This window comes from Cupriavidus numazuensis (assembly GCF_905397435.1).
In the GTDB taxonomy this organism is placed as follows: domain Bacteria; phylum Pseudomonadota; class Gammaproteobacteria; order Burkholderiales; family Burkholderiaceae; genus Cupriavidus; species Cupriavidus numazuensis.
Map to the genome: position 1 here is coordinate 1 of NZ_CAJPVI010000049.1, position 21123 is coordinate 21123.

16 protein-coding genes, 1 tRNA gene and 1 pseudogene are annotated in these 21123 nt (G+C 64.1%); 15 read left to right on the forward strand and 3 right to left on the reverse strand.

Features of this window, described 5'->3' with window-relative positions; translation table 11 throughout:
• From KHO41_RS30505 to KHO41_RS30535, 7 genes and pseudogenes are all read left to right on the forward strand, one after another.
• A pseudogene (locus tag KHO41_RS30505) lies at window positions 1-1402 on the forward strand (heme utilization protein); the annotation flags it as partial.
• 214 nt (window positions 1403-1616) lie between these two features.
• On the forward strand, window positions 1617-3452 hold the full coding sequence (locus KHO41_RS30510) for an O-linked N-acetylglucosamine transferase, SPINDLY family protein (RefSeq protein WP_211956976.1): 1836 nt from the start codon (window positions 1617-1619) through the stop codon (window positions 3450-3452).
• Window positions 3453-3665: 213 nt separating this feature from the next.
• Window positions 3666-4718 (forward strand): methyl-accepting chemotaxis protein, encoded by a 1053-nt coding sequence (locus tag KHO41_RS30515; protein WP_211956977.1) that lies wholly within the window; start codon window positions 3666-3668, stop codon window positions 4716-4718.
• A gap of 240 nt (window positions 4719-4958) precedes the next feature.
• A complete protein-coding gene (ribBA, locus tag KHO41_RS30520; RefSeq protein ID WP_211956978.1) occupies window positions 4959-6074 on the forward strand; it encodes a bifunctional 3,4-dihydroxy-2-butanone-4-phosphate synthase/GTP cyclohydrolase II in 1116 nt (371 codons plus the stop codon).
• A gap of 58 nt (window positions 6075-6132) precedes the next feature.
• Entirely contained in the window at window positions 6133-6636 is a 504-nt protein-coding gene (gene ribH / locus KHO41_RS30525) for a 6,7-dimethyl-8-ribityllumazine synthase (protein WP_211956979.1), read from the forward strand.
• On the forward strand, window positions 6629-7132 hold the full coding sequence (nusB, locus tag KHO41_RS30530; protein ID WP_211956980.1) for a transcription antitermination factor NusB: 504 nt from the start codon (window positions 6629-6631) through the stop codon (window positions 7130-7132). The genes ribH and nusB overlap by 8 nt, the downstream gene beginning before the upstream one ends.
• A gap of 102 nt (window positions 7133-7234) precedes the next feature.
• Window positions 7235-8416 (forward strand): pyridoxal phosphate-dependent aminotransferase, encoded by a 1182-nt coding sequence (locus KHO41_RS30535; RefSeq protein WP_211956981.1) that lies wholly within the window; start codon window positions 7235-7237, stop codon window positions 8414-8416.
• Between the two features lie 65 nt (window positions 8417-8481).
• On the opposite strand, the gene KHO41_RS30540 is transcribed toward KHO41_RS30535, so the two are convergent.
• A complete protein-coding gene (locus KHO41_RS30540) occupies window positions 8482-9540 on the reverse strand; it encodes a lytic transglycosylase domain-containing protein (protein ID WP_211956982.1) in 1059 nt (352 codons plus the stop codon).
• 656 nt (window positions 9541-10196) lie between these two features.
• On the opposite strand from KHO41_RS30540, the gene ubiD reads away from it, so the two are divergent.
• Entirely contained in the window at window positions 10197-11726 is a 1530-nt protein-coding gene (ubiD, locus tag KHO41_RS30545) for a 4-hydroxy-3-polyprenylbenzoate decarboxylase (protein ID WP_211956983.1), read from the forward strand.
• A 115-nt stretch (window positions 11727-11841) separates the two neighbouring features.
• A complete protein-coding gene (locus KHO41_RS30550; RefSeq protein WP_211956984.1) occupies window positions 11842-13857 on the forward strand; it encodes an acetoacetate--CoA ligase in 2016 nt (671 codons plus the stop codon).
• Between the two features lie 25 nt (window positions 13858-13882).
• Here the strand turns inward: KHO41_RS30550 and KHO41_RS30555 are convergent, their stop codons facing one another.
• On the reverse strand, window positions 13883-14536 hold the full coding sequence (locus tag KHO41_RS30555) for a glutathione S-transferase family protein (RefSeq protein WP_211956985.1): 654 nt from the start codon (window positions 14534-14536) through the stop codon (window positions 13883-13885).
• Between the two features lie 264 nt (window positions 14537-14800).
• Here KHO41_RS30555 and KHO41_RS30560 point away from each other — a divergent pair, with 264 nt between their 5' ends.
• The gene (locus tag KHO41_RS30560) at window positions 14801-16024 is read left to right on the forward strand and encodes a polyhydroxyalkanoate depolymerase (protein WP_211956986.1); all 1224 of its coding nucleotides are present in this window, start codon (window positions 14801-14803) and stop codon (window positions 16022-16024) included.
• An 84-nt stretch (window positions 16025-16108) separates the two neighbouring features.
• A complete protein-coding gene (locus KHO41_RS30565) occupies window positions 16109-17008 on the forward strand; it encodes an aldose epimerase family protein (RefSeq protein WP_211956987.1) in 900 nt (299 codons plus the stop codon).
• 9 nt (window positions 17009-17017) lie between these two features.
• Here KHO41_RS30565 and KHO41_RS30570 read toward each other — a convergent pair whose 3' ends face one another.
• Window positions 17018-17398 (reverse strand): DUF5594 family protein, encoded by a 381-nt coding sequence (locus KHO41_RS30570; protein ID WP_211956988.1) that lies wholly within the window; start codon window positions 17396-17398, stop codon window positions 17018-17020.
• Window positions 17399-17559: 161 nt separating this feature from the next.
• Between KHO41_RS30570 and KHO41_RS30575 the strand changes: the two genes are divergently transcribed.
• The 4 genes from KHO41_RS30575 to trmB all read left to right on the forward strand — a co-directional run bounded on the left by KHO41_RS30575 (window position 17560) and on the right by trmB (window position 21074).
• Window positions 17560-17634, forward strand: a tRNA-Gly gene (locus tag KHO41_RS30575).
• A 189-nt stretch (window positions 17635-17823) separates the two neighbouring features.
• Window positions 17824-18813 (forward strand): glycosyltransferase family 8 protein, encoded by a 990-nt coding sequence (locus KHO41_RS30580; protein ID WP_244874106.1) that lies wholly within the window; start codon window positions 17824-17826, stop codon window positions 18811-18813.
• 54 nt (window positions 18814-18867) lie between these two features.
• Complete coding sequence (locus KHO41_RS30585) at window positions 18868-20211, forward strand: O-antigen ligase family protein (RefSeq protein ID WP_244874107.1); 1344 nt, start codon at window positions 18868-18870, stop codon at window positions 20209-20211.
• Window positions 20212-20291: 80 nt separating this feature from the next.
• On the forward strand, window positions 20292-21074 hold the full coding sequence (trmB, locus tag KHO41_RS30590; protein ID WP_211956989.1) for a tRNA (guanosine(46)-N7)-methyltransferase TrmB: 783 nt from the start codon (window positions 20292-20294) through the stop codon (window positions 21072-21074).
• Window positions 21075-21123 lie beyond the last annotated feature (49 nt).

Sequence of the window (21123 nt, forward strand, 5' to 3'; positions counted from 1 at the left end):
CGCCGCACTCAAGACCAGCCAGGTTGCCGCACTTGACCTGAACAAGCTCTCCAGCAGCCAGGTCGGCGTCTTCACGGCCGCCCAGGTTGGCGCGCTGACCACGGCACAGGCCGCCTCGCTGAGCACCGCCGAAATCAATGCCCTGAGTTCCGCCCAGGCTTCGGCACTGAGCACCGGCGCATTGAAGGCCCTGGGTTCCGACCAGCTCCAGGCCCTCTCCACGGACAACGTGGCAGCCCTGAAGACCAGCCAGATCGCCGCGCTGGACGTGACCAGCCTCAAGAGCAGCCAAGTCGGCGCCTTCACGACCGCACAAGTCGGCGCGCTGAACACGACCCAGGTCACTGCGCTGAGCACCGCGGAAATCGATGCCCTGACCACCGCACAGGCTTCGGCTCTGAGCACTGCTGCGCTGAAGGCCCTGACCTCCTCGCAAACCGCTGCACTCGGCACCGATGATGTCGCCGCGCTCAAGACCAGCCAGGTCGCCGCGCTGGATGTCGCCAACATGTCGACGGGCCAGGTCAAGGCCATGCAGTACCAGCAAGTTGCAGCGCTGACAAACAATCAGCTGACGGCAATGAGCTCGGCACAACTGCAGGCGCTGGACACGGAAGACGTGGTTGCCCTGAAGACAAGCCAGGTCGCTGCACTGGACCTGACGAAGCTCTCCAGCAGCCAGGTTGGCGTGTTCACGACCTCGCAGATGGCAGGCCTGACTACCGGCCAGATCGGTAGCCTGACCACGGCAGAGATCGCGGCAATGACCACGACTCAGGCCGCGGCGCTGACCACCAGCGCACTCGCCGCCCTGAACTCGAGCCAGACTGCCGCACTGGAAACCGAGGACATCGCCGCTCTGAAGACCAGCCAGATCGCCGGTCTGAACGTGACGGATATGTCCACGAGCCAGGTCAAGGCCATGATGTATCAGCAGGTGGCTTCGCTGTCGAACACCCAGCTGCAGGCGATGAGCTCGTCGCAACTGCAGGCTCTCGACACGGAAGACGTCGCTGCGCTGAAGACAAGCCAGGTCGCCGCGCTTGACCTGACCAAGCTGTCGAGCAGCCAGGTGGGTGTCTTCACGACCGGCCAGGTGGCAGCCCTGACGACGTCGCAGGTCGGCACGCTGACCACGGGCGAAATCGCAGCACTGACCACGGCCCAGGCCGCGGCACTGACCACGAACGCCCTGCATGCGCTGACGTCGAGCCAGACCGCCGCGCTGGAAACGGAAGACATCGCCGCACTGAAGACCAGCCAGATTACCGGTCTGAACGTGGGCAATATGTCGACGACCCAGCTGGAAGCCCTGTCGAGCGCGCAAGTGGCATACCTGAGCAACGCTCAGGTCGCCACGCTGTCGACGGATCAGATCCAGCACCTGCATATCGGAGCGTAACCGGCTGTACCGCCCCAGGCGCGGCACTCTCGCGAGTGCCGCGCCAGAAGGCGGCAAAGCAACGCAGTAACCATCCGTAGCATGGCAGTTCAAGGCCAGGTACGCCAAAGTAGCGGCGTACCTGGCCTTTGTTCTTGGCAAGCACCGTACCGGGGGGCAATACCATGGAAAGCTGGGCATCCTCCATGCAATCCGGCCTATTCCGACAACCCCTATGTACGATTCGAACCAAGGCGTGGCCGTGGCCACGGCAGACTATTCATCGCTGGTGCTGCAGGCCTGGCGCGGGCAACTCACGCTGGCAGACTTGTTCCACCACACCAGCCAGCTGGAAGCCGCCCGGCAACATGAACTGGCATGCGTGCTCTACCAGACCTGGCTCGAGCACAACAAGACGCCGCTGAACCATTTCGTACATTTCAACCTGGGCACCTCGCTGTCCACGCTGGAAAAACTCGAAGACGCCCGTCAGGCGTACCTGCGCGCGATCGAACTCTCCCCCGCCTTTGTCCAGCCGCATTTCAACCTCGGACTGGTCTACGAACGTCTCGGCAATCCCAGCGCGGCGATTGCCCAATGGCTGTGGGTTGCCAATACCGTCTCGGCCAAGGACACCGAGAACCGTCCGCTGCAACTCTCGGCGCTCAACAACCTGGGCCGCCTGCTCGAGAACGAACGGAAATATGCCGATGCGCTCGTGTACCTGCAGCGCAGCCTCGAAATGGAGCCGAACCAGCCGGATGTCCTGCACCACTGGGTATTCCTGCGCGCCAAGCAGTGCGAATGGCCGGTCTATGCGCAAGTGGAAGGTGTCGATCCCGAGCTGATGCGCCGGTCGACGTCGGCGCTGGCGATGATCGCCCTGTCGGACGACCCGCAGGAACAGCTCACCGCCGCACAGAACTATGTGGCGAACAAGATTAACTGCAACGTACCCACGCTCGCGCCTGCAAAGCCGTATGGCCACAAGAAGATCCGCGTGGGCTATCTGTCGTCGGACCTTTGCCTGCACCCGGTCGCCATGCTGACCGCCGAGCTGTTCGAGTTGCACAACCGCGACCGCTTCGAGGTGTACGGCTACTGCTGGTCGCGTGAAGACAATTCGGCCATGCGCAAGCGCATCATCTCGTCGATGGATCGCTTCGAGCGCATCCAGGGCATGAGCGATGAAGCTGCGGCGCGGCTGATCCGCGAACACGAGATCGACATCCTGGTCGACCTCCACGGCCAAACACTCGGCGCGCGCGCGGGCATCCTCGCCTATCGCCCGGCCCCGATCCAGATCACGTACCTGGGATTGCCGGCGACTACGGGCTTCCCGTTTGTCGACTACGTCATCGCCGATCGCTTCCTGATCCCCGAGGAGTACGCCCGCTTCTATTCCGAGAAGCCGCTGTACATGCCGGACGTCTACCAGGTCAGCGATCGCCAGCGCGTCACCGGCACGCCGCCGTCACGCGAAAGCTGCAACCTGCCGGCAGATGGCTTTGTCTTCTGCTCGTTCAACAACAACTACAAGTTCACGCCCGAGGTCTTCGGCACCTGGATGCGGATCCTGAACCGCGTGCCCGGCAGTGTCCTGTGGCTGCTTTCGGACAACGAATGGGCCGAGGCGAACCTGCGCAAGGAAGCCGAAAAGCTCGGCGTGAATGGCAGCCGCCTGATCTTCGCGCCGCGCATCGCGCCGGAGAACTACCTGGCACGCTTCGGCGCTGCCGACCTGTTCCTCGACACCTTCCCGTTCAATGCGGGCACGACTGCCAATGATGCGCTGTGGACCGGCCTGCCGGTGCTGACCCGTTCCGGCCGCAGCTTTGCGTCTCGCATGGCCGGCGCACTGCTTACGGCTGCCGAACTGGACGAACTGATCACCTACAGCCCGAACGACTACGAGGAAACCGCGGTCGCTCTGGCCAACGCCCCGGAACGCTGCCGTCGCATCCGCGACAAGCTGCACCAGGTGCGGGAAAGCGGAAAGTTGTTCGATACACCGCGCTTCGTCGGCCACCTCGAAGATCAGTTTACGCAATTGGTCGGCGCCCTGGGCTGAGCTTACCGGCGCATCCATGCAGAAGCCGCGCGGCGCATGCCGGGCGGCTTTTTTCTTTCCGGCAATGCCATCGGCCTTTGCAGTCATCCGCAGCACGACCTCTACGCACCAAAAGTGCGCAATAATTGGCACAGATCTTGCTACGCCCCCGAAGCAAGGGCGCCCCGCCACGATCAGGCGCCCGAAAGAACAATCAGCAAAGGGAGAAAGCAATTGGCAAGTGCCGACCGCATCGTTGAACTGTCCCACCACGTCGGCCGCGTCGCGGACGGGAAGATCTCGGGCATTGCGGAGATCAACCGCGAAACGAAGTTCCTGGCGCTGAACGCGCTGATCGAAGCCGCGCGCGCCGGCGATGCGGGCCGCGGCTTCAGCGTCGTGGCCAGCCAGGTCAAACAGGTGTCCGAACGCATCTCGGCGATCACCGCCGAACTCAACAGCGAGCTCGCAGGCTCGATCGCGGAACTGACGCAGCTCGGCGACGCCATGATCCGGCAGATGCGCGACCACCAGGGCCAGCGCTTTGCCGATATGGCACTGAACATGATCGAGCTGATCGACCGCAACCTGTACGAGCGTTCATGCGATGTCCGGTGGTGGGCCACCGACGCAGCGATCGTGGCCGCCGCCGCGCAGCCTGAGCCATCGACGTGTGCGTGGGCCAGCAAGCGGCTCGGCGTGATCCTGGACAGCTATACGGTCTATCTGGATCTATGGGTCATCGACGCGCAGGGTCGCGTGCTGGCCAACGGCCGGCCGGGCACCTACGGCAGCGTGGCCGGAAAGATGGTGTCGGGCGTGGATTGGTTTCGCCGCGCCATGGGGACTGCCTCGGGCCAGGACTACATCTCGCACGACATCGCCGTGTCACGCTTCCTGAACCAGTCCGAAGTGGCCACCTACGCCACCGCGATCCGCGCCGATGGCAAGGCCGATGGAGAGCCGATCGGCGTGCTGGCGATCTTCTTCGACTGGGCTCCGCAAGCCGACGCAGTGGTGAAGCATGTGAGGTTGTCGCAGGAGGAATGGCGGGGCACGCGTTGCCTGCTGCTCGATTCCGAGCGCCGCGTGATTGCCGCGTCCGACGGCGCCGGCGTGCTCGACGAGGTGTTCCCGCTCCAGGATGGCAATGCCCCATCCGGCTTCTATACGGACAAGGCGGGCCGGCTGGTCGCTTTTGCGCGTACGCCGGGCTACGAAACCTACCCCGGCATGGGCTGGTATGGGGTAATCATCCACGAGCACGGTCAACCAGCCCGCCACTGAAGCTGCGTTCGAAATCTTGCGCGGCGTGCCTCGGGCGCCGCGCCGGCACCTGGCTATCCGAGCGGCTGGCCCGGGCGCGCTCCTCCATTGCCTGCCTTGGCGTACAATATCCGGTTTGACGATACGCGTCCCGGCCGTTGCCCATGCCCCGCCGGCGCACACTCCGCAGTATTCCACCGCAAGTTTGAGCGGCCGCCTGACAGCTGGCCGCCTTTCGCCCCTATTTGCCGCCCAGCAGCCATGACAATCGCCCGTACCGAAGACATCATTGCCGACATCCGTGCCGGCCGCATGGTCATCCTCGTGGATGAAGAAGACCGTGAAAATGAGGGCGACCTGGTCCTGGCTGCCGATTTCGTCACACCGGAAGCGATCAACTTCATGGCGAAGCACGGCCGCGGCCTGATCTGCCTGACCCTGACCGCCGAGCGTTGCCGCCAGCTGAACCTGCAGCCGATGGTAAGCCGCAACGGCACCCAGCACGGCACCAACTTCACGGTGTCGATCGAAGCGGCGGAAGGCGTGACCACCGGTATTTCGGCGGCTGACCGTTCCCGCACCGTGGAGGCGGCCGTCGCGCGCGACGCCAAGCCTTCGGACCTGGTGCAGCCCGGCCACATCTTCCCGCTGACCGCCCAGCCCGGCGGCGTGCTGATCCGCGCCGGCCATACCGAAGCCGGCTGCGACCTGGGCGCGCTGGCCGGCCTGACGCCCGCCGCCGTGATCTGCGAGATCATGAAGGACGACGGCACCATGGCGCGCCTGCCGGACCTGATCGAATTCGCCCAGGAACACAACCTGAAGATCGGCACCATCGCCGACCTGATCCACTACCGCAGCCGCACCGAGAGCATTGTCGAGCGCGTGGGCGAGCGGGCCATGGAAACGCCGTACGGCACCTTCCACAGCATCGCCTACCGCGACAAGCCGACCGGTCACGCGCACCTGGCGCTGGTCAAGGGTACGCCCACGGTGGACAAGGAAACGCTGGTGCGCGTGCATGAGCCGCTGTCGGTGCTCGACCTGCTGGAAGTGTCCCGGACCACGCACTCGTGGAGCATGCCGGCCGCCCTCGAGGCGATTGCCAAGGCGGACAGCGGCGTGATGGTGCTGCTGAACTGCGGCGACTCGGCCGAGCAGCTGTTCACGCAATTCACCGCGCTCGACGAACCGCAAAACCGCCCGCGCCGCAAGCCGGACCTGCGCACCTACGGCATGGGCGCCCAGATCCTGAAGGATGTGGGCGTCGGCAAGATGCGCGTGCTGGCCGCGGCGCAGCGCATGCCCAGCATGACCGGCTACGATCTGGAAGTGACCGGCTACCAGCCCATGAACGGGCAGGCCGGGCAAGACTGAATATCCTGGCTGCCGCGCTTGGCCGTGGCAGCCACCCCGAACCCTGGAGAACTGAACAATGGATCACGGCTTCTACCCCAGCAACCTCGACGGTGAAGGCCTGCGTATCGGCATCGTGCAGGCCCGCTTCAACGAGCCGGTCTGCGCCGAACTGCTGGAAGCCTGCGTGGCCGAGCTGGAAAAGCTCGGCGTCGAAGGCGAAGACACCCTGGTGGTGACCGTGCCGGGCGCGCTGGAAGTGCCGCTGGCACTGCAGAAGATGGCTGAAAGCGGCCAGTTCGACGCACTGGTGGCGCTGGGCGCCGTGATACGCGGCGAGACCTACCACTTCGAGCTGGTCTCGAACGAATCGGGCGCCGCCATTACGCGTGTCGGCCTGGATTTCAACATGCCTGTCGCCAACGGCATCCTGACCGTCGACACTGACGAGCAGGCCCACGCCCGCACGCGCGAGAAGGGCCGCGACTGCGCCCGTGCCGCCGTCGAAATGGCCAACCTGGTTGTCGCGCTCGATTCGCTGCGCGACCAGGAAGATGAAGAAGACGAGGACGACGATGAGTGACACGCCTGAAACCGGCAAGCCGGCAGCTGGCGCCAAGCCCGCCGCCCGCACCGAGGCCAAGGCGCCGCCCAAGAGCGCGCGCCGCCGCTCGCGCGAGCTGGCCCTGCAGGGCCTGTACCAGTGGCTGCTGAACCGCAACGACATTGGCGCCATCCAGGCCCACCTGCATGACGCCCAGGGCTTCAACAAGGCCGACGGCGAGCACTTCGATGCGCTGCTCAACGGCGCCGTGCGCGAAGAAGCGCGCCTGACCGCGGCGTTCGAGCCGTTCCTGGACCGCAAGGTCGAGGAACTGTCGCCCGTGGAGCGTGCCGCCCTGCTGGTGGGCAGCTACGAGCTCGTGCACTGCGTCGACATTCCGTACAAGGTCGTCATCAACGAAGCCGTCGAGCTGACCAAGACCTTCGGCGGTGTCGAAGGCTACAAGTACGTGAACGGCGTGTTGGACAAGCTGGCCGCCCAGGTGCGATCGGCCGAGGTCGCCGCGCGCCGCTGAAGCGCCGGGCGTCAACGCCCGCGCCGCAACGGATACGACACCCGCTGATGCGGGTGTTTTCACTTCTACCATCTGCCCGACAACGGGTTTCGCCGAACCGCCATGGACCTGCAGCGCCTCGCCACCGCCTCCCGCCTTGCCAATATCGACGCGTTCCACGTCATGGAACTGGCCAAGCAGGCCAATGAACTCGAACGCGCCGGCCGCCACATCATCCACATGGGGATCGGCGAGCCCGACTTCACCGCGGCCGAGCCGGTGGTGCGCGCCGCGGAGGCCGCCATGCGGCGCGGCGTGACGCAGTACACGGGTGCGCTCGGCATCCACGCGCTGCGCGAGGCCATCGCCGGCTATTACAAGACCATGTACGGGCTGGATATCCCGGCGCGGCGCGTGATCGTCACGGCCGGCGCGTCGGGCGCGCTGCTGCTGGCCTGCGCGGTGCTGGTGGAGATCGGCGCCGAGGTGCTGATGCCGGACCCGAGCTATCCGTGCAACCGGCATTTCGTCGCGGCCTTCGATGGCGCGGCGCGCATGATCCCGAGCGGCCCGGCCGAGCGCTTCCAGCTTACCGCCGCGCAGGTCGAAGCGCACTGGAACGAACGCACGCGCGGCGTGCTGCTGGCGTCGCCGTCAAACCCGACCGGCACGTCGATCCTGCCCGACGAACTCGGCCGCATCCTGCAGGCGGTGCGCGCGCGTCAGGGCTTCGCGATCCTCGACGAGATCTACCAGGGCCTGTCGTATGACGCGCCGCCGGTATCCGCGCTGAGCCTCGACGACAACGTCGTCACGGTCAACAGCTTCTCGAAGTACTTCAACATGACCGGCTGGCGCCTGGGCTGGCTGGTGGTGCCGGACGCGCTGGTGGCCGATTTCGAGAAAGTCGCGCAAAACCTGTTCATCTGCGCGTCGGCCGTGGCCCAGCATGCCGCGCTGGCCTGCTTCACGCCCGAGGCCATGGCGATCTATGACGAACGCAAGGCCGAATTCCGCCGCCGCCGCGACCTGATCGTGCCGGCGCTGGAATCGCTCGGCCTGCATGTGCCGGTCATGCCCGACGGCGCCTTCTATGTCTACGCGGACTGCCGCCAGGTCAACCATCCCGCGGCGGGCGATGCCGACAAGCTGACGCAGGCAATGCTGCATGACGCCGGTGTGGTCATGGTGCCCGGCCAGGATTTCGGGCCGCACACGGCGCAGGACTACATCCGGATTTCGTACGCGACCTCGCGACAGAATATCGAGGAAGCCATGGCCAGGCTGCAGAAGCTGTTCCGCTGAACGGCACACGGGCAAAACAAAAAAGCACCCCGCGGGGTGCTTTTTCTCTGAGGGCGATCGCTGGCTCAGGCGCTCTGCTGTGTGTTGCTCGCCGCCTCAAGCTTCTCGCCATTCTGGTGGCGCTCCGCCTGCGTCTTGCCGTCGCCGGCCTTCTCGGCCTGCGCGTCGGCAACGCGCACGCCCAGCAACTGGCGCAGGCGCGCACGTTCAGCCAGCACCTTGGCGCCGTAGCCGCCGTCGGTATTGGTGGTCGCGCCGACGTAGTACTTCAGGCCGCCTTCGAGCGAGCCAGCACGCGCGATGCAATCCTTCAGCACCAGCGCGCCGATCTTGATGTTCGCGTACGGATTCAGCGCAGCGGCCACGCCGCCGACGGCTTCGTACTTGTCCTGGTGGACCTTGGTCATGACCTGCATCAGGCCCTGCGCCCCCACGCCGCTTTCGGCGTACGGGTTGAAGCTGGACTCGATCGCGATCACGCCCAGGATCAGCAGCGGGTCGATACCGACCTCGCGGCCGGTCAGGTAGGCCGCCTTGACCAGTTGCGCGGTGGCCTGTGCCGCCACGCGGTACTTGCGCGCGATGTAGTCGGCCACGGCCGCCTGTTCGCGTGCCGTGCCGAGCGTGCTGGTGCTGCGGGCGTCGAGCGCCACGCGGGTCACCGGGATCTGCGCCGCCAGATGGGCCACGGACGGCACCTTGGCAGCGGCAGCCACACTCCACTCATCGACGCCCGACACGGTCGGCAGGCCGGCCCGGCCAAAGCCGAGCTTGGCCGCCGCTACGTCCGCCGAGCTTGCCGGCACGGCGGTGCTGGCATTGGCTGCGGCAGACGCGGCCGCAGTCACGAGGACGGCCGGCGCTTCATCGCCAGCCAGCAACGCGGCCAGCGTGGTACGCCATTCCTGGCTCAGCGACAGCGACACGGCCGAAACGACCGACACCACGCCGAGGCTGTTCAGCGCGTACTTCAAGGTTGTACGGCCCGTGCGCAAGGCGCGGCCCGCGACCGGATGCGCAAATCGGAACTGAAACGACCGATTCACTCCGGGTACCGGCTTTCTGAAGCGGACCTGCAATGCCCGCCCGATGCCGGGAAGATGAAGGGTTTTCCAACCGCTCATGCTTACCTCCATCCGTTGCCCGCTGCGCGCGCCCAGACAGCTGCACACACCCGATCTCAACGTACTCAAGTAAGGATGCCGCGCCGCCTAGCAATGGCGGCCAGCACCTGTTGGCAGGCGCTCCCCATGCGCCCAACTGGAAACAGGGCACACTCTTGGGGGAGCGCGCCCTGCCACGAACAACCCAATACGCTCCGGCGATCCGCCGGAGGCGACCGTTCGGGCCTCGTGTCTGTCGGGCCCGATCCATCGGTCTTGATGGAGGAATCTTCTGCTCACAATTTCTTATGTGCACCCCTTGACACAAGGGGAAATTCCATGTTGCAGCGCAACACTCCATCGAACAGACGCGATTGTAGGAACGCTTTTATACCCAGTCAAGAATAAAGATTGATGATATAAGTACTTTTAGTTATTTGTAACAAGCTTCTTTACGTCGGTCAAACGCCACTCAGCTAGCGGGAATCGTAGGCCTGGTCTGGGCTGGCGCCGATTGGGCCGATGTCTTTGCCGGCGAAAAACTTACAATTTGCAGCTGCGTATTCATCGAAATTTGATGGAATTTTTTTGCCAAGACGCCTGCCGATGTGTATTTTGGGACGCATCATTTCGATCACCCTGCCCTGCCGCAGTGCCGCACCAGAGTTGAATTCACTATGCAATACAAAGACTTGCGCGATTTCATCAGCCAGCTTGAGCAACTGGGAGAGCTGCGGCGCGTCACCACGCCGGTGTCCCCGAACCTGGAGATGACAGAGATTTGCGATCGCCTGCTGCGCGCTGGCGGGCCGGCTGCCCTGTTCGAACGGCCGGCAGGCTTCGGTAGCCCTGATGGCATCTATAGCGTCCCGGTGCTCGCCAATCTGTTCGGGACGACACACAGGGTCGCGCTCGGCATGGGCGCGCAATCGCTCGAGGACCTGCGCGACATCGGCCGTGTCCTGTCGGCCCTCAAGGAACCCGAACCACCGCGCGGACTGCGCGAGGCCGGCAAGCTGTTCACGCTGGCCAAGTCGGTGTGGGACATGGCGCCCAAGCGGGTCAACAGCCCCGCCTGCCAGGAAGTCGTCTGGGAAGGCAATGACGTCGACCTGGCGCGCCTGCCGATCCAGACCTGCTGGCCCGGCGATGCCGCGCCGCTGATCACCTGGGGGCTGGTGGTGACCAAGGGCCCGCACAAGAAGCGCCAGAACCTGGGCATCTATCGCCAGCAGGTGATCAGCCGGAATCAGGTCATCATGCGCTGGCTGGCGCACCGCGGCGGCGCGCTCGATTTCCGCGAACACGCGCTCGCCAACCCTGGCAAGCCGTTTCCGATTGCCGTGGCGCTTGGCGCCGATCCGGCGACTATCCTGGGCGCGGTCACGCCGGTGCCGGACACGTTGTCGGAATACCAGTTCGCCGGCCTGCTGCGCGGCAGCCGCACGGCGCTGGCCGGGTGCCTGACGCCCACGCTGTCCGAGCTGAGCGTGCCGGCATCGGCCGAGATCGTGCTGGAAGGCCATATCCAGCCAGACCCCGGACATCCGTCGGGCTACCAGCATGCGCTAGAAGGCCCCTACGGCGACCACACCGGCTATTACAACGAACAGGACTGGTTCCCGGTCTTCACGATCGACCGCATCACCATGCGGCGCGACCCGATCTACCACTCGACCTATACCGGCAAACCGCCCGACGAGCCCGCCGTGCTCGGCGTGGCGCTCAACGAGGTGTTCGTGCCGCTGCTGCAGAAGCAGTTCCCGGAGATCACCGACTTCTACCTGCCGCCCGAAGGCTGCAGCTACCGCATGGCGCTGGTGCGCATGAAGAAGCAGTACGCCGGTCACGCCAAACGCGTGATGTTCGGCGTGTGGAGCTTCCTGCGGCAGTTCATGTACACCAAGTTCATTGTGGTCGTCGACGACGATGTGGATGTACGCGACTGGAAGGAAGTGATCTGGGCCATCACCACGCGCGTCGATCCGGCGCGCGACACGGTGCTGGTCGAGAACACGCCGATCGACTACCTCGACTTCGCGTCGCCGGTGTCCGGGCTTGGGTCGAAGATGGGCATCGATGCCACCGACAAGTGGCCGGGCGAGACCACGCGCGAATGGGGCCGCACGATCAGCATGGATCCGGCGGTCAAGGCAAAGGTGGACGGCATGATGGCGACACTGTTCGACCGACCCGCCGGCACGTGAGCGCGCCCGCCGCTATCATGTCAGGCTGAACCCCGGGGCGCAGCGAAAGGCACCCGCCCTGCCCCGTTCGACCACACCATCCGATCCCCGCGACAGACGGGCGCAAGGAGGAGACATGACCACCCTCGCAGAAGGGCAACTGATGTGGACGCCGTCCGACGCGTTTCGCGACGGCAGCCAGCTCGCGCAGTTCATGCGCTGGCTCCAGCGCGAGCGGGGGCTCGCCTTCGACGACTACGCCGGCCTCTGGCAATGGTCGGTCACCGAAATCGAGCGTTTCTGGGATGCGGTGCGCGCCTACTTCGACGTGCATTTCGACACGCCCGCGCAAGGCGTGCTGGACCGGCGCGTGATGCCGGGTGCACGCTGGTTCGAGGGCGCCACTCTGAACTATGTGCAGCAGGTATTCCGCCATGCCGGCAGCGGCCCCGCCCGCCAGCGGGCAGCCATCCGCCACGCCGGAGAAAGCCGTGCGCTGGAAGAGGTGAGCTGGGATGCGCTGGAAGCGCAGGTCGCCTCGCTCGCCCATGCTCTGCGCCAGATGGGCGTTGGCCGTGGCGACCGGGTTGCCGGTTACCTCCCGAACATCCCGGCCACCATCGTCGCCTTCCTCGCGGCCGCCAGCCTCGGCGCGGTGTGGTCCGGCTGCGCGCCGGACATGGGCCAGGTCGCCGTGGTCGACCGCTTCCGCCAGATCGAACCCAAGGTGCTGATCGCGGTCGATGGCTACCGCTACGGCGGCAAGGACTATGACCGTGCGCCTGTGATAGCGGACCTGGTCGCCGCCTTGCCCTCGCTGACCGATGTCGTGATCGTGCCGCACACCGGCAATCCCATCGCTGCGCGCGATGGCGTCCGTGTGCATGCCTGGCAGGAGGTACTGGCGCACCGCGTGCCGCTGGCGATCGAATCCGTGCCGTTCGACCACCCGTTGTGGATCGTCTATTCGTCCGGCACCACAGGCATGCCCAAGCCGATCGTGCACGGCCATGGCGGCATCGTCATCGAGCAACTCAAGCTGATGGCGTTTCACAACAACCTCGGCCCCGACGATGTCTTCCACTGGTACAGCAGCAGCGGCTGGATCATGTGGAACGCGCAGGTCGCCGGCCTGCTGCTGGGCACGACCATCGCGCTCTATGACGGCAACCCGGCGTGGCCGGATGCCGGCGTGCTGTGGCGCTTCGTCGACGATGCGCGTGTGACGCTATTCGGCGCTGGTGCAGCGTTCTTCACCAACTGCATGAAGGCCGGCGTGGAACCAGCGCGGATTGCGGATGTATCCCGGCTGCGCGGACTTGGCTCCACCGGCTCGCCGCTGCCAGTGGAAGCGTACGACTGGATCTACCGCCATGTGCGCAGCGACATCTGGCTCGTGCCGATGTCGGGCGGTACCGACTTCGCCGGTTCCTTCGTCGCGGGCTGCCCGCTGCTGCCGGTATATGCCGGGGAGATGCAATGCCGGTGCCTTGGCGCCAAAGTCGAGGCCTTCGACGATAACGGTCAGGCGTTGATCGACACGGTCGGCGAACTGGTCTGCACGGAGCCGATGCCGTCGATGCCGCTGTTCCTGTGGGGCGATGCCGACGGCAAGCGCTACCGCGACAGCTACTTTGACACCTATCCCGGCGTCTGGCGACACGGCGACTGGATCAAAATCACCGCGCGCGGCGGCGCGATCATCTACGGCCGCTCCGACGCCACCATCAACCGGCACGGCATCCGCATGGGCACGAGCGAGCTGTACCGTGTGGTGGAAGATCTGCCCGAAGTCCTCGACAGCATGGTGGTAGACCTCGAGTACCTGGGCCGCGAGTCGTACATGCCGCTGTTCGTCGTACTGCGCGAGGGAATCGTCCTCGACGATGCGCTGCGCGACACGCTGCGCAAGCGCATCCGCGACGCGCTGTCGTCACGCCACGTGCCCAACGAGATCGTTCAGGTACCAGCCGTGCCGCGCACGCTGTCCGGCAAGAAGATGGAGGTGCCGATCAAGAAGCTGCTGCTCGGGCATGCGCCGCATGGCATCGCCAATCGGGATGCCATGGCCAACCCGGACAGCCTGGACTGGTACTTCGACTACGCCAGGCGCTACCTGGCGGCGCGACAGACGGAGTCAGCAACCACCTGACGCCGCCGCCCATTCCCGGCGAGCGTCAGAACTCGACGTCGAGTTCGCTGATCTCGTCGGGCTCTTCCCGCGCTGCCGCGATCCATTCCTGCAGCTCGGGCATCGACAGGATCTGCTTGCAGTATTCGACCGGCACCGGATCGAGCATGACGCCGTAGGTGACAAACCGCGTCACGACGGGTGCATACATCGCGTCCGCCATCGTACGGGTGCCGAACAGGTATGGCCCGCCATAGCGCGTCAGGCACTCCGCCCAGATCGCCGTAATGCGGTCGATATCGGCCTGCGCCCGCGACCACACCTTCAGCCCGGGGAAATGCCCCTTGAGGTTCATCGGCAGCGCCGCCCGCATGGCCGCAAAGCCCGAGTGCATTTCGCCGCAGATCGCGCGGCAGTGCGCACGGGCGGTGCGGTCGTCGGGTAGCAGTCCAGCCTTCGGGCTGATTTCGTTCAGGTACTCGGCAATCGCGAGCGTGTCCCACACGGTCACGCCCTGATGGCGCAGGCAAGGTACAAGGATAGACGGCGACAGCAGCAGGATTTCCGCGCGCACGGCCGGGTCGTCCGGGGTCACCAGCACCTCTTCGAACTCCAGCCCGGCGAAGCGTGCCAGCAGCCAGCCGCGCAGCGACCATGATGAATAGGTCTTGCTGCTGATGGTGAGTGTGGTCTTGCCCATCTCGTCTCCTTGTCGCCCGTTGGGACGATCGCCACGGCTAGCTATACGGCGGCGCCGTGCACCCATGCAGTGCGGCGCGTCGGCACCAGTGTGAAGCGCGCTCGCCAATTGCTGGCTCAACAGTGCCACTCACGCGCTCGCCACATCACTCGCGATCCGTTTTGCGTGTCCATCACCACGCGCTTCGCAAAGCTTGTGCCACCATTCATGCTGATGGCATATATATTGCGCATACCGGTCTCACGGGATCACGGGAGGCAAGCCATGCTGTACCAGGCATACCAGACCTACGCGGACATGATGCACGCGGGCTGTACGCTGGCCGATTACACGGCTTCCGTGATCGCTACCAACCCGCGCGCGGCCGAGTGTGACTCCCTGCGATCGCTGTGGGCCGCTTGCGAGATCCTGTCGCTGGCACGCCTGACTCATCATCGGCCCGCCTTCGGTATTGACAGCGTAGTCGTCAACGGGTTGCCTGTGCAGGTTTCCGAAGAGGTAGTGGCGCGTACGCCCTTCTGCTCGCTGCTGCACTTTCGCCGCCACGGCGTCAGCGGCCAGCCTCGCGTGTTGCTGGTCGCCCCCATGTCAGGCCACTTCGCCACCCTGCTGCGCGGGACCGTGCAGACTATGCTGGCGGACCATGACGTCTACATTACGGACTGGCACAATCCGCGCGACATCCCGCTGTTTGCCGGGCGCTTCGGCTTCGACGAGTTCGTGGGGCATCTGATTACCTTCCTGCAAGAACTTGGCGGACACACGCACCTGATGGCCGTATGCCAGCCCACGGTCGCCGCGCTGGCCGCCGCCGCGCTGATGGCCGAGGACGATGACCCGGCCCAGCCGCCCAGCCTCACCCTGATGGCCGGGCCGATCGATGCGCGCGTCAACCCGACCAAAGTCAACGAACTGGCCATGAGCCGGCCGATCGAGTGGTTCGAAAGCACGCTGATCGGCTTCGTGCCGCTGCGCTTTGCCGGCGGATTGCGCCGCGTCTATCCGGGCTTCGTGCAGTTGCTGGCGTTCATGAGCATGAACCTGGAGCGCCACGAACAGACGTTGCGCGAAATGCACGCGCTGCGCTCGCGCGGCGAGCATGAAAAAGCCGACGCCATCCAGGATTTCTACGTCGAGTACTTCGCCACCATGGATCTCACCGCGGAGTTCTATCTCGAAACCGTCAGTATGGTGTTCCAGCGCTTCCTGCTCGCGCAGGGACTGCTGGATGTGGGCGGACGCCGTGTCTCCACGCGCGCGATCCGTCGTACCGCATTGCTGACCGTGGAAGGCGAGCGCGACGACATCTGCGCCATTGGCCAGACCATGGCCGCCCAGGACTTGTGCGACAGCCTGCACCCGTACATGCGCATGCATCATGTGCAGACGGGCGTGGGCCACTACGGCGTATTCAATGGCAAGCGTTGGGAGACGCAGGTGTATCCGCTGGTGCGCGACACCATCTACACGAACGAGCTCTCGGCGTAAGCAGTCGGGCCCCTGACGGTCGTCGTGCCTGACCGGCCACAAGCCACGTAGAATTCGGCGCGTCGTCAAGCCCCCAACACAGTGATGGCCTCACAAAGCATTCAACGCTTCCAGAACCAGGATCTGATCCGCGTCGGCAATGACGACAACTATCTCCTGGTGGCGCCCCAGTACGGCGGCCGGCTCGTCCGGTGGGTCCGCAATGGGGAAGAGATCCTTTACTGGCCTGACGCTGCCGACTGGAGCCGGCCCGCCAAGATCCGGGGCGGCAACCCGCTCCTGTTTCCGTTCATCGGACGGCACTTTGCTGACGGCGAGGCCGGCCGCTGGCGCGACGGCAACGGCACCATCCACACGTTGCCGCAGCACGGCTTTGCGCGGGACCTGCCATTTGCCGTAGCCGCCGGCGGCGACGACAAGATCGTCCTGTCCTTGGAGTCCTCAGGCAGCACCTGGGCAGGCTATCCCTACCCGTTCCGCTTTCAGGCAGGCTATGACCTGCTTGAAGACGGCGTGGAAGTGGCACTCCGCACCGAGAATACCGGGAGCGAGCCGCTGCCCTACTACGCCGGGCACCACTTCTACTTCAGCCTGCCCGCCGCGCACCGGTCCGACACCCGGTTGTTGCTGCCTGAAACTGCCCGCGTAAGGCAGGAGCCAGACGGCCGGCTGACCAACACCGAGCCGGGCGAACCGGCGTATGTGCTGGACGACGGCCGCTTGCAGGATACGTTTCATGTCCTGCGGGGCGGCGGTTCCGTCACCCTCGCCATGCCAGGCAGGACGCTGGCGATCGACCTCGACGTGCCCGGCAGTGTCGCCTGGCATGCGGTGACCACATGGTCGGAAAGCGAAGCCGCCGACTTCTACTGTGTCGAGCCCTGGCTCGGCCTGCCGGATGCCATTCACCATGGCCGCGGATTGCGCTGGCTCGCACCCGGCGAGCACGAGACCGCCGTCTGCCGTCTGCGCGTCGTCGCCTGAGTCTCGGCGTCAGTGCTCGAAATCGAGCCCGCCAATCAGGACCGAGGGGTCGGCCTGCGACAGCGAACTCCAGTCCAGCTGCCGCGGCTCCTGCCAGGCCCGGAGCTTGGCGGGCAATGCGTCGAGGTAGCCGGCGAAGCGCTTCGCGCCGTTCGCGGTGAAGAGGGCTTCGACTTCGAGTCCGTCCCAGGCAAGGGTGACGTCGAGCGGATACGTGAAACGCTGGAGCTCTGGCGCCCCCTTCCCCTGAATCCGGACTCTCGCGGGCCATCCGGCCCTTGCTCCGGGCAAGACTTCCACCTGCAATCGGTGCGGATAAAGGCGGACGATCGCCTCGACGATACGCGGGATGCAGTCGGCTTCGAAACGCGCGATGAAGTCGGTGGTCAAGGTGGGTCCTTGTGTCTTGAAGCGGCGATGGATGGGTTGCGGCGGCGCACAGGCAAGCATACGGGGCCGCCACGGCAGGAGGCAATGGCAGCAAGTCGCGCCCCGACATCGCGGCGGGACTGCAACAATTTGTGCTAGAATCCGCCCCCAAGTTAGCCAAAGCGGGCGTCGTATAATGGCTATTACCTTAGCTTCCCAAGCTAAAGACGTGGGTTCGATTCCCATCGCCCGCTCCACTGCCAACCCCATCGTGTGCACGAGCGGTTCCCGGCAGGCCGATTGGTAGCAGGCAAAAAGGACACAATGCTGTCCTGTGATGCGGCAATGTCGCTCGTTCGGCATGTCGCGATCGACACTTTCACTCCGGCCGTCCGCCGGAGTTGCCCCTAGCCCACACGGTTCGCTCCCCACTAAAAGGATGACAAGTGCCATCTGAACTGCGAGATGTATCTGCCCCGCGCTCCGGCAAAGGCCCGGTTCACGTCGCATTCGGTGTGGATGCTGGCTACTATCGCGGCATGGGTGTGACCATCACGTCAGTCGTGGAAAACAACCCGGGACGTGACTTTGTCTTCCATGTATTTGCCTTCTCCATTACCGCAGACAACCGGGACAAGCTGGAGAAGCTCGAGAAGCAGCTAGGCGTCACTGTCCGTCTCCATCTGCTCGACACGGCAACGCTCGACGATTTTCGTCAGTTTCCGTGCTTTAGCAAGCATTCCCTCGGCACCTTTATCCGCCTGCTGATTCCGTCGAGGCTGCGCGACGTTACGGACAAGGTGCTGTACCTGGACGCCGATTTGTTGTGCTTCGGCGACTTGTCTGAACTGCTGACCATCGATCTGGGCGACAACATTGCCGCGGCGGTCGCCGACGAGAAAGACACCACCGTCAAGACCCAGATTCCAGCACTGGGGCTGAAGCATGGCCACTACTTCAATGCCGGGGTTATGTATATCGATGTCCGGAACTGGGTTGCCGCCGATGTCCAGCAGGTCGCCCTGAAATCGCTCACCACGCTGGACATGCGATTCGCTGACCAGGATGCCCTGAACATCGCACTGGACGGACGCATCAGGTATATCGACCCGAAATGGAACTTTCGATATCACCTGGTGGACTATCTGACACGCGGCGAGACCACGCTGAACGTCTCGCAGCCGTATGTGTTCATGCACTTCACTGGCCCGGTAAAGCCGTGGCACAACTGGTGCCTGCATGACGTTCGAGAATTATTCACCGACATCCAGTCCCGCTCGCCATGGGCGGAATCGCCGCTGGACGCGCCCAGAACGACTCGGGAACTAAAGCTGTTCTCCAGGTTTCTGATCACACAACACCGTATTGCCGAAGGCATTTACTGGCATTGCCGTTACCTGAAATCACGGTTGATGCAGAAACTAAAATCCTCATAAGCCCTTCGCCTGCGAATTACAGTATTGCGCCAGCAAGTGCAGACCAAGACGAGAATGCCTCAACAACTCAATCAAAGCCCCGCTTCACCGGCGTCATTGCCGGGCTTTGCTTCCATGGAAAGAGACCCAGCAGCGTCCCGCTTCATCGGCCGGCTTGCCGCAGCAGCTCTTGTGGCCTTTTACGCGCTTGCGCTGATTATCGATCGCGCGGCGGGCGTGCTGTATGGCCTGCTGATTGTACTGGGCCTGCTCACACTGATTTATCGCTGGAAATCTCAGAGCACCCTGCTTGTTGGTCAAATCAGACGTTATTGGCCACTTTGCCTGGCAATGGCCGCTCCCATGTTGGCCGTACTGGCGAATGAGATATCGAGATCGCAATTCTCGAGCCGAAGCCTTGATGCGCCATCGCGTCTCGCGCTTTTTGCTTTAGTGCTCTGGTCTATTTCAATCATTCCAATGCGTTATCTGCGACACGTGCAGTGGGCATTTATGGCCGGCGCTTTGTTGTCCACCATCAAGATCTACCAACTTTCCCATGGTGGCGAGCTGAGGTATGGGACCGATTTTATTCCCATCACCATTTTCATTGAAATGGCATTGCTGCTAGGCACATACGGCATGCTTTCGCTCGCATGGAATTCAAAGCATGACAGGATTCAGACCCTTCTGAAAATTCTGGCGGCAGCGGCGATCCTGTATGGCAGCTACCTTTCGCAATCACGCGGGGCATGGATAACCATACCGGTGTTTTGCGCGATTGCGCTGTACTCGAGCGGCGTTCTGGCAAAAGGCCGCAGGTTGCTGATGGCGGTTTTGATAGCACTTGCACTCGTCGGCGCAATGAGCCAGGCCAGGCTGGTCAAGGACCGGATTGATGTTGCGCGGACCGATATCGAGCAATACATGAGCGGAACCAATGTCGACACGTCAATCGGCTTCCGTTTTCAGCTATGGCGGGGTTCCGTTGTGATCTTCCGCGAGCATCCGCTTTTCGGCGTAGGTGTAGATGGATATCGAGATGCACTCGCAGATTTGAAGAATCGGGGGATTATTACTCCCGCCGCATCCGAATTCGCCCACTCGCACAACGAGTTTCTCTTCAATGCCGCCAGACTCGGCCTGTTTGGCATTGCCGCCCTGCTGGCCCTGTACCTCGTGCCTGCCTGCTATTTCGCCCGCGATCTCAGGCATCGCGACAAGGAAGTCCGTGCCGCGGCCTGCATGGGTGCCAGCTTGTGCGCCGGCATTTTTGTGCTTGGCCTCACGGACGTGGTATTCCTTTGGTGGGAGGTCTTCCCCTTCTATGCAGTCGGCATTGCCACCTTCATCGCCTTCATCGATAAAAGAAAGGCTGCCGTGACTGCTTCACAGCGCGCGGCCCAGGTCGCTCAGTAGGCAATCGCCCATCAGGTAAAATCTCGCTTCCACACTGGAGCACTAGCCGCCGTGACTCGTCCGGCGGTTTTCTCGTTGCCATGCCTCCCAAAGACCCCACCAGTACCGAACCGACATTGGAAAACGGCGCTCAGCAGTTGCAGAGCGCTGAGCTGCCGTCCACGACCGACCCCGAAGGCGTCGCCCACCCCCGCCGCATCCGCTCCTTCGTCCGACGCGCCGGCCGCACCTCCACCGGCCAGCAGCGAGCCATCGACGAAGTCGGCCCGCGCCTCCTGGTGCCCTACGCGCCCCAGCCGCTGGACTGGGAAGCCGCATTCGGCCGCAAGGCCCCGGCCATCCTGGAGATCGGCTTCGGCATGGGCGAGACCACCGCGCATATCGCGCAACTGCGCCCGCAGGACAATTTCCTCGGCTGCGAAGTGCACGAGCCTGGCGTGGGCGCGCTGCTCAAGCTGGCCGATGAGCGGGGGATCGGCAATATCCGCATCATCCAGCACGATGCAGTGGAAGTCGTCGCGCACATGCTGACCGAGGACTGCCTCGACGGCGTGCATATTTACTTCCCCGACCCCTGGCACAAGAAGCGCCACAACAAGCGCCGGCTGGTACAGCCGCCGCTGGTCAAGCTGCTGGCTTCGCGCCTGAAGCCGGGCGGCTACATCCATTGCGCGACCGATTGGGAAGAGTACGCGCACCAGATGGTGGAAGTGCTGGCGGGCGAGCCTGCGCTCGAGAATACGTCGTCGGCCGCTGACGGATTTTCCGAACGGCCTGAGTACCGCCCGATCACCAAGTTCGAGCGGCGCGGCGTGCGGCTCGGGCATGGTGTCTGGGATGTCGTGTTCCGCAAGCGCGGCTGATCGGCACGACCCGGCATAAGCGGCCCAAACAAAAAGGCGTGGCACATAG

Excerpts from the sequence above, each read along its gene's own strand:
- ribH (WP_211956979.1), top strand. The coding sequence starts at position 6,133 with ATGGATCACGGCTTCTACCCCAGCAACCTCGACGGTGAAGGCCTGCGT.
- KHO41_RS30540 (WP_211956982.1), bottom strand. The coding sequence starts at position 9,540 with ATGAGCGGTTGGAAAACCCTTCATCTTCCCGGCATCGGGCGGGCATTG.
- KHO41_RS30555 (WP_211956985.1), bottom strand. The coding sequence starts at position 14,536 with ATGGGCAAGACCACACTCACCATCAGCAGCAAGACCTATTCATCATGG.
- KHO41_RS30560 (WP_211956986.1), top strand. The coding sequence starts at position 14,801 with ATGCTGTACCAGGCATACCAGACCTACGCGGACATGATGCACGCGGGC.
- trmB (WP_211956989.1), top strand. The coding sequence starts at position 20,292 with ATGCCTCCCAAAGACCCCACCAGTACCGAACCGACATTGGAAAACGGC.
- ubiD (WP_211956983.1), top strand. The coding sequence starts at position 10,197 with ATGCAATACAAAGACTTGCGCGATTTCATCAGCCAGCTTGAGCAACTG.
- KHO41_RS30510 (WP_211956976.1), top strand. The coding sequence starts at position 1,617 with ATGTACGATTCGAACCAAGGCGTGGCCGTGGCCACGGCAGACTATTCA.
- ribBA (WP_211956978.1), top strand. The coding sequence starts at position 4,959 with ATGACAATCGCCCGTACCGAAGACATCATTGCCGACATCCGTGCCGGC.
- KHO41_RS30550 (WP_211956984.1), top strand. The coding sequence starts at position 11,842 with ATGACCACCCTCGCAGAAGGGCAACTGATGTGGACGCCGTCCGACGCG.
- KHO41_RS30535 (WP_211956981.1), top strand. The coding sequence starts at position 7,235 with ATGGACCTGCAGCGCCTCGCCACCGCCTCCCGCCTTGCCAATATCGAC.
- KHO41_RS30565 (WP_211956987.1), top strand. The coding sequence starts at position 16,109 with ATGGCCTCACAAAGCATTCAACGCTTCCAGAACCAGGATCTGATCCGC.
- nusB (WP_211956980.1), top strand. The coding sequence starts at position 6,629 with ATGAGTGACACGCCTGAAACCGGCAAGCCGGCAGCTGGCGCCAAGCCC.
- KHO41_RS30585 (WP_244874107.1), top strand. The coding sequence starts at position 18,868 with ATGCCTCAACAACTCAATCAAAGCCCCGCTTCACCGGCGTCATTGCCG.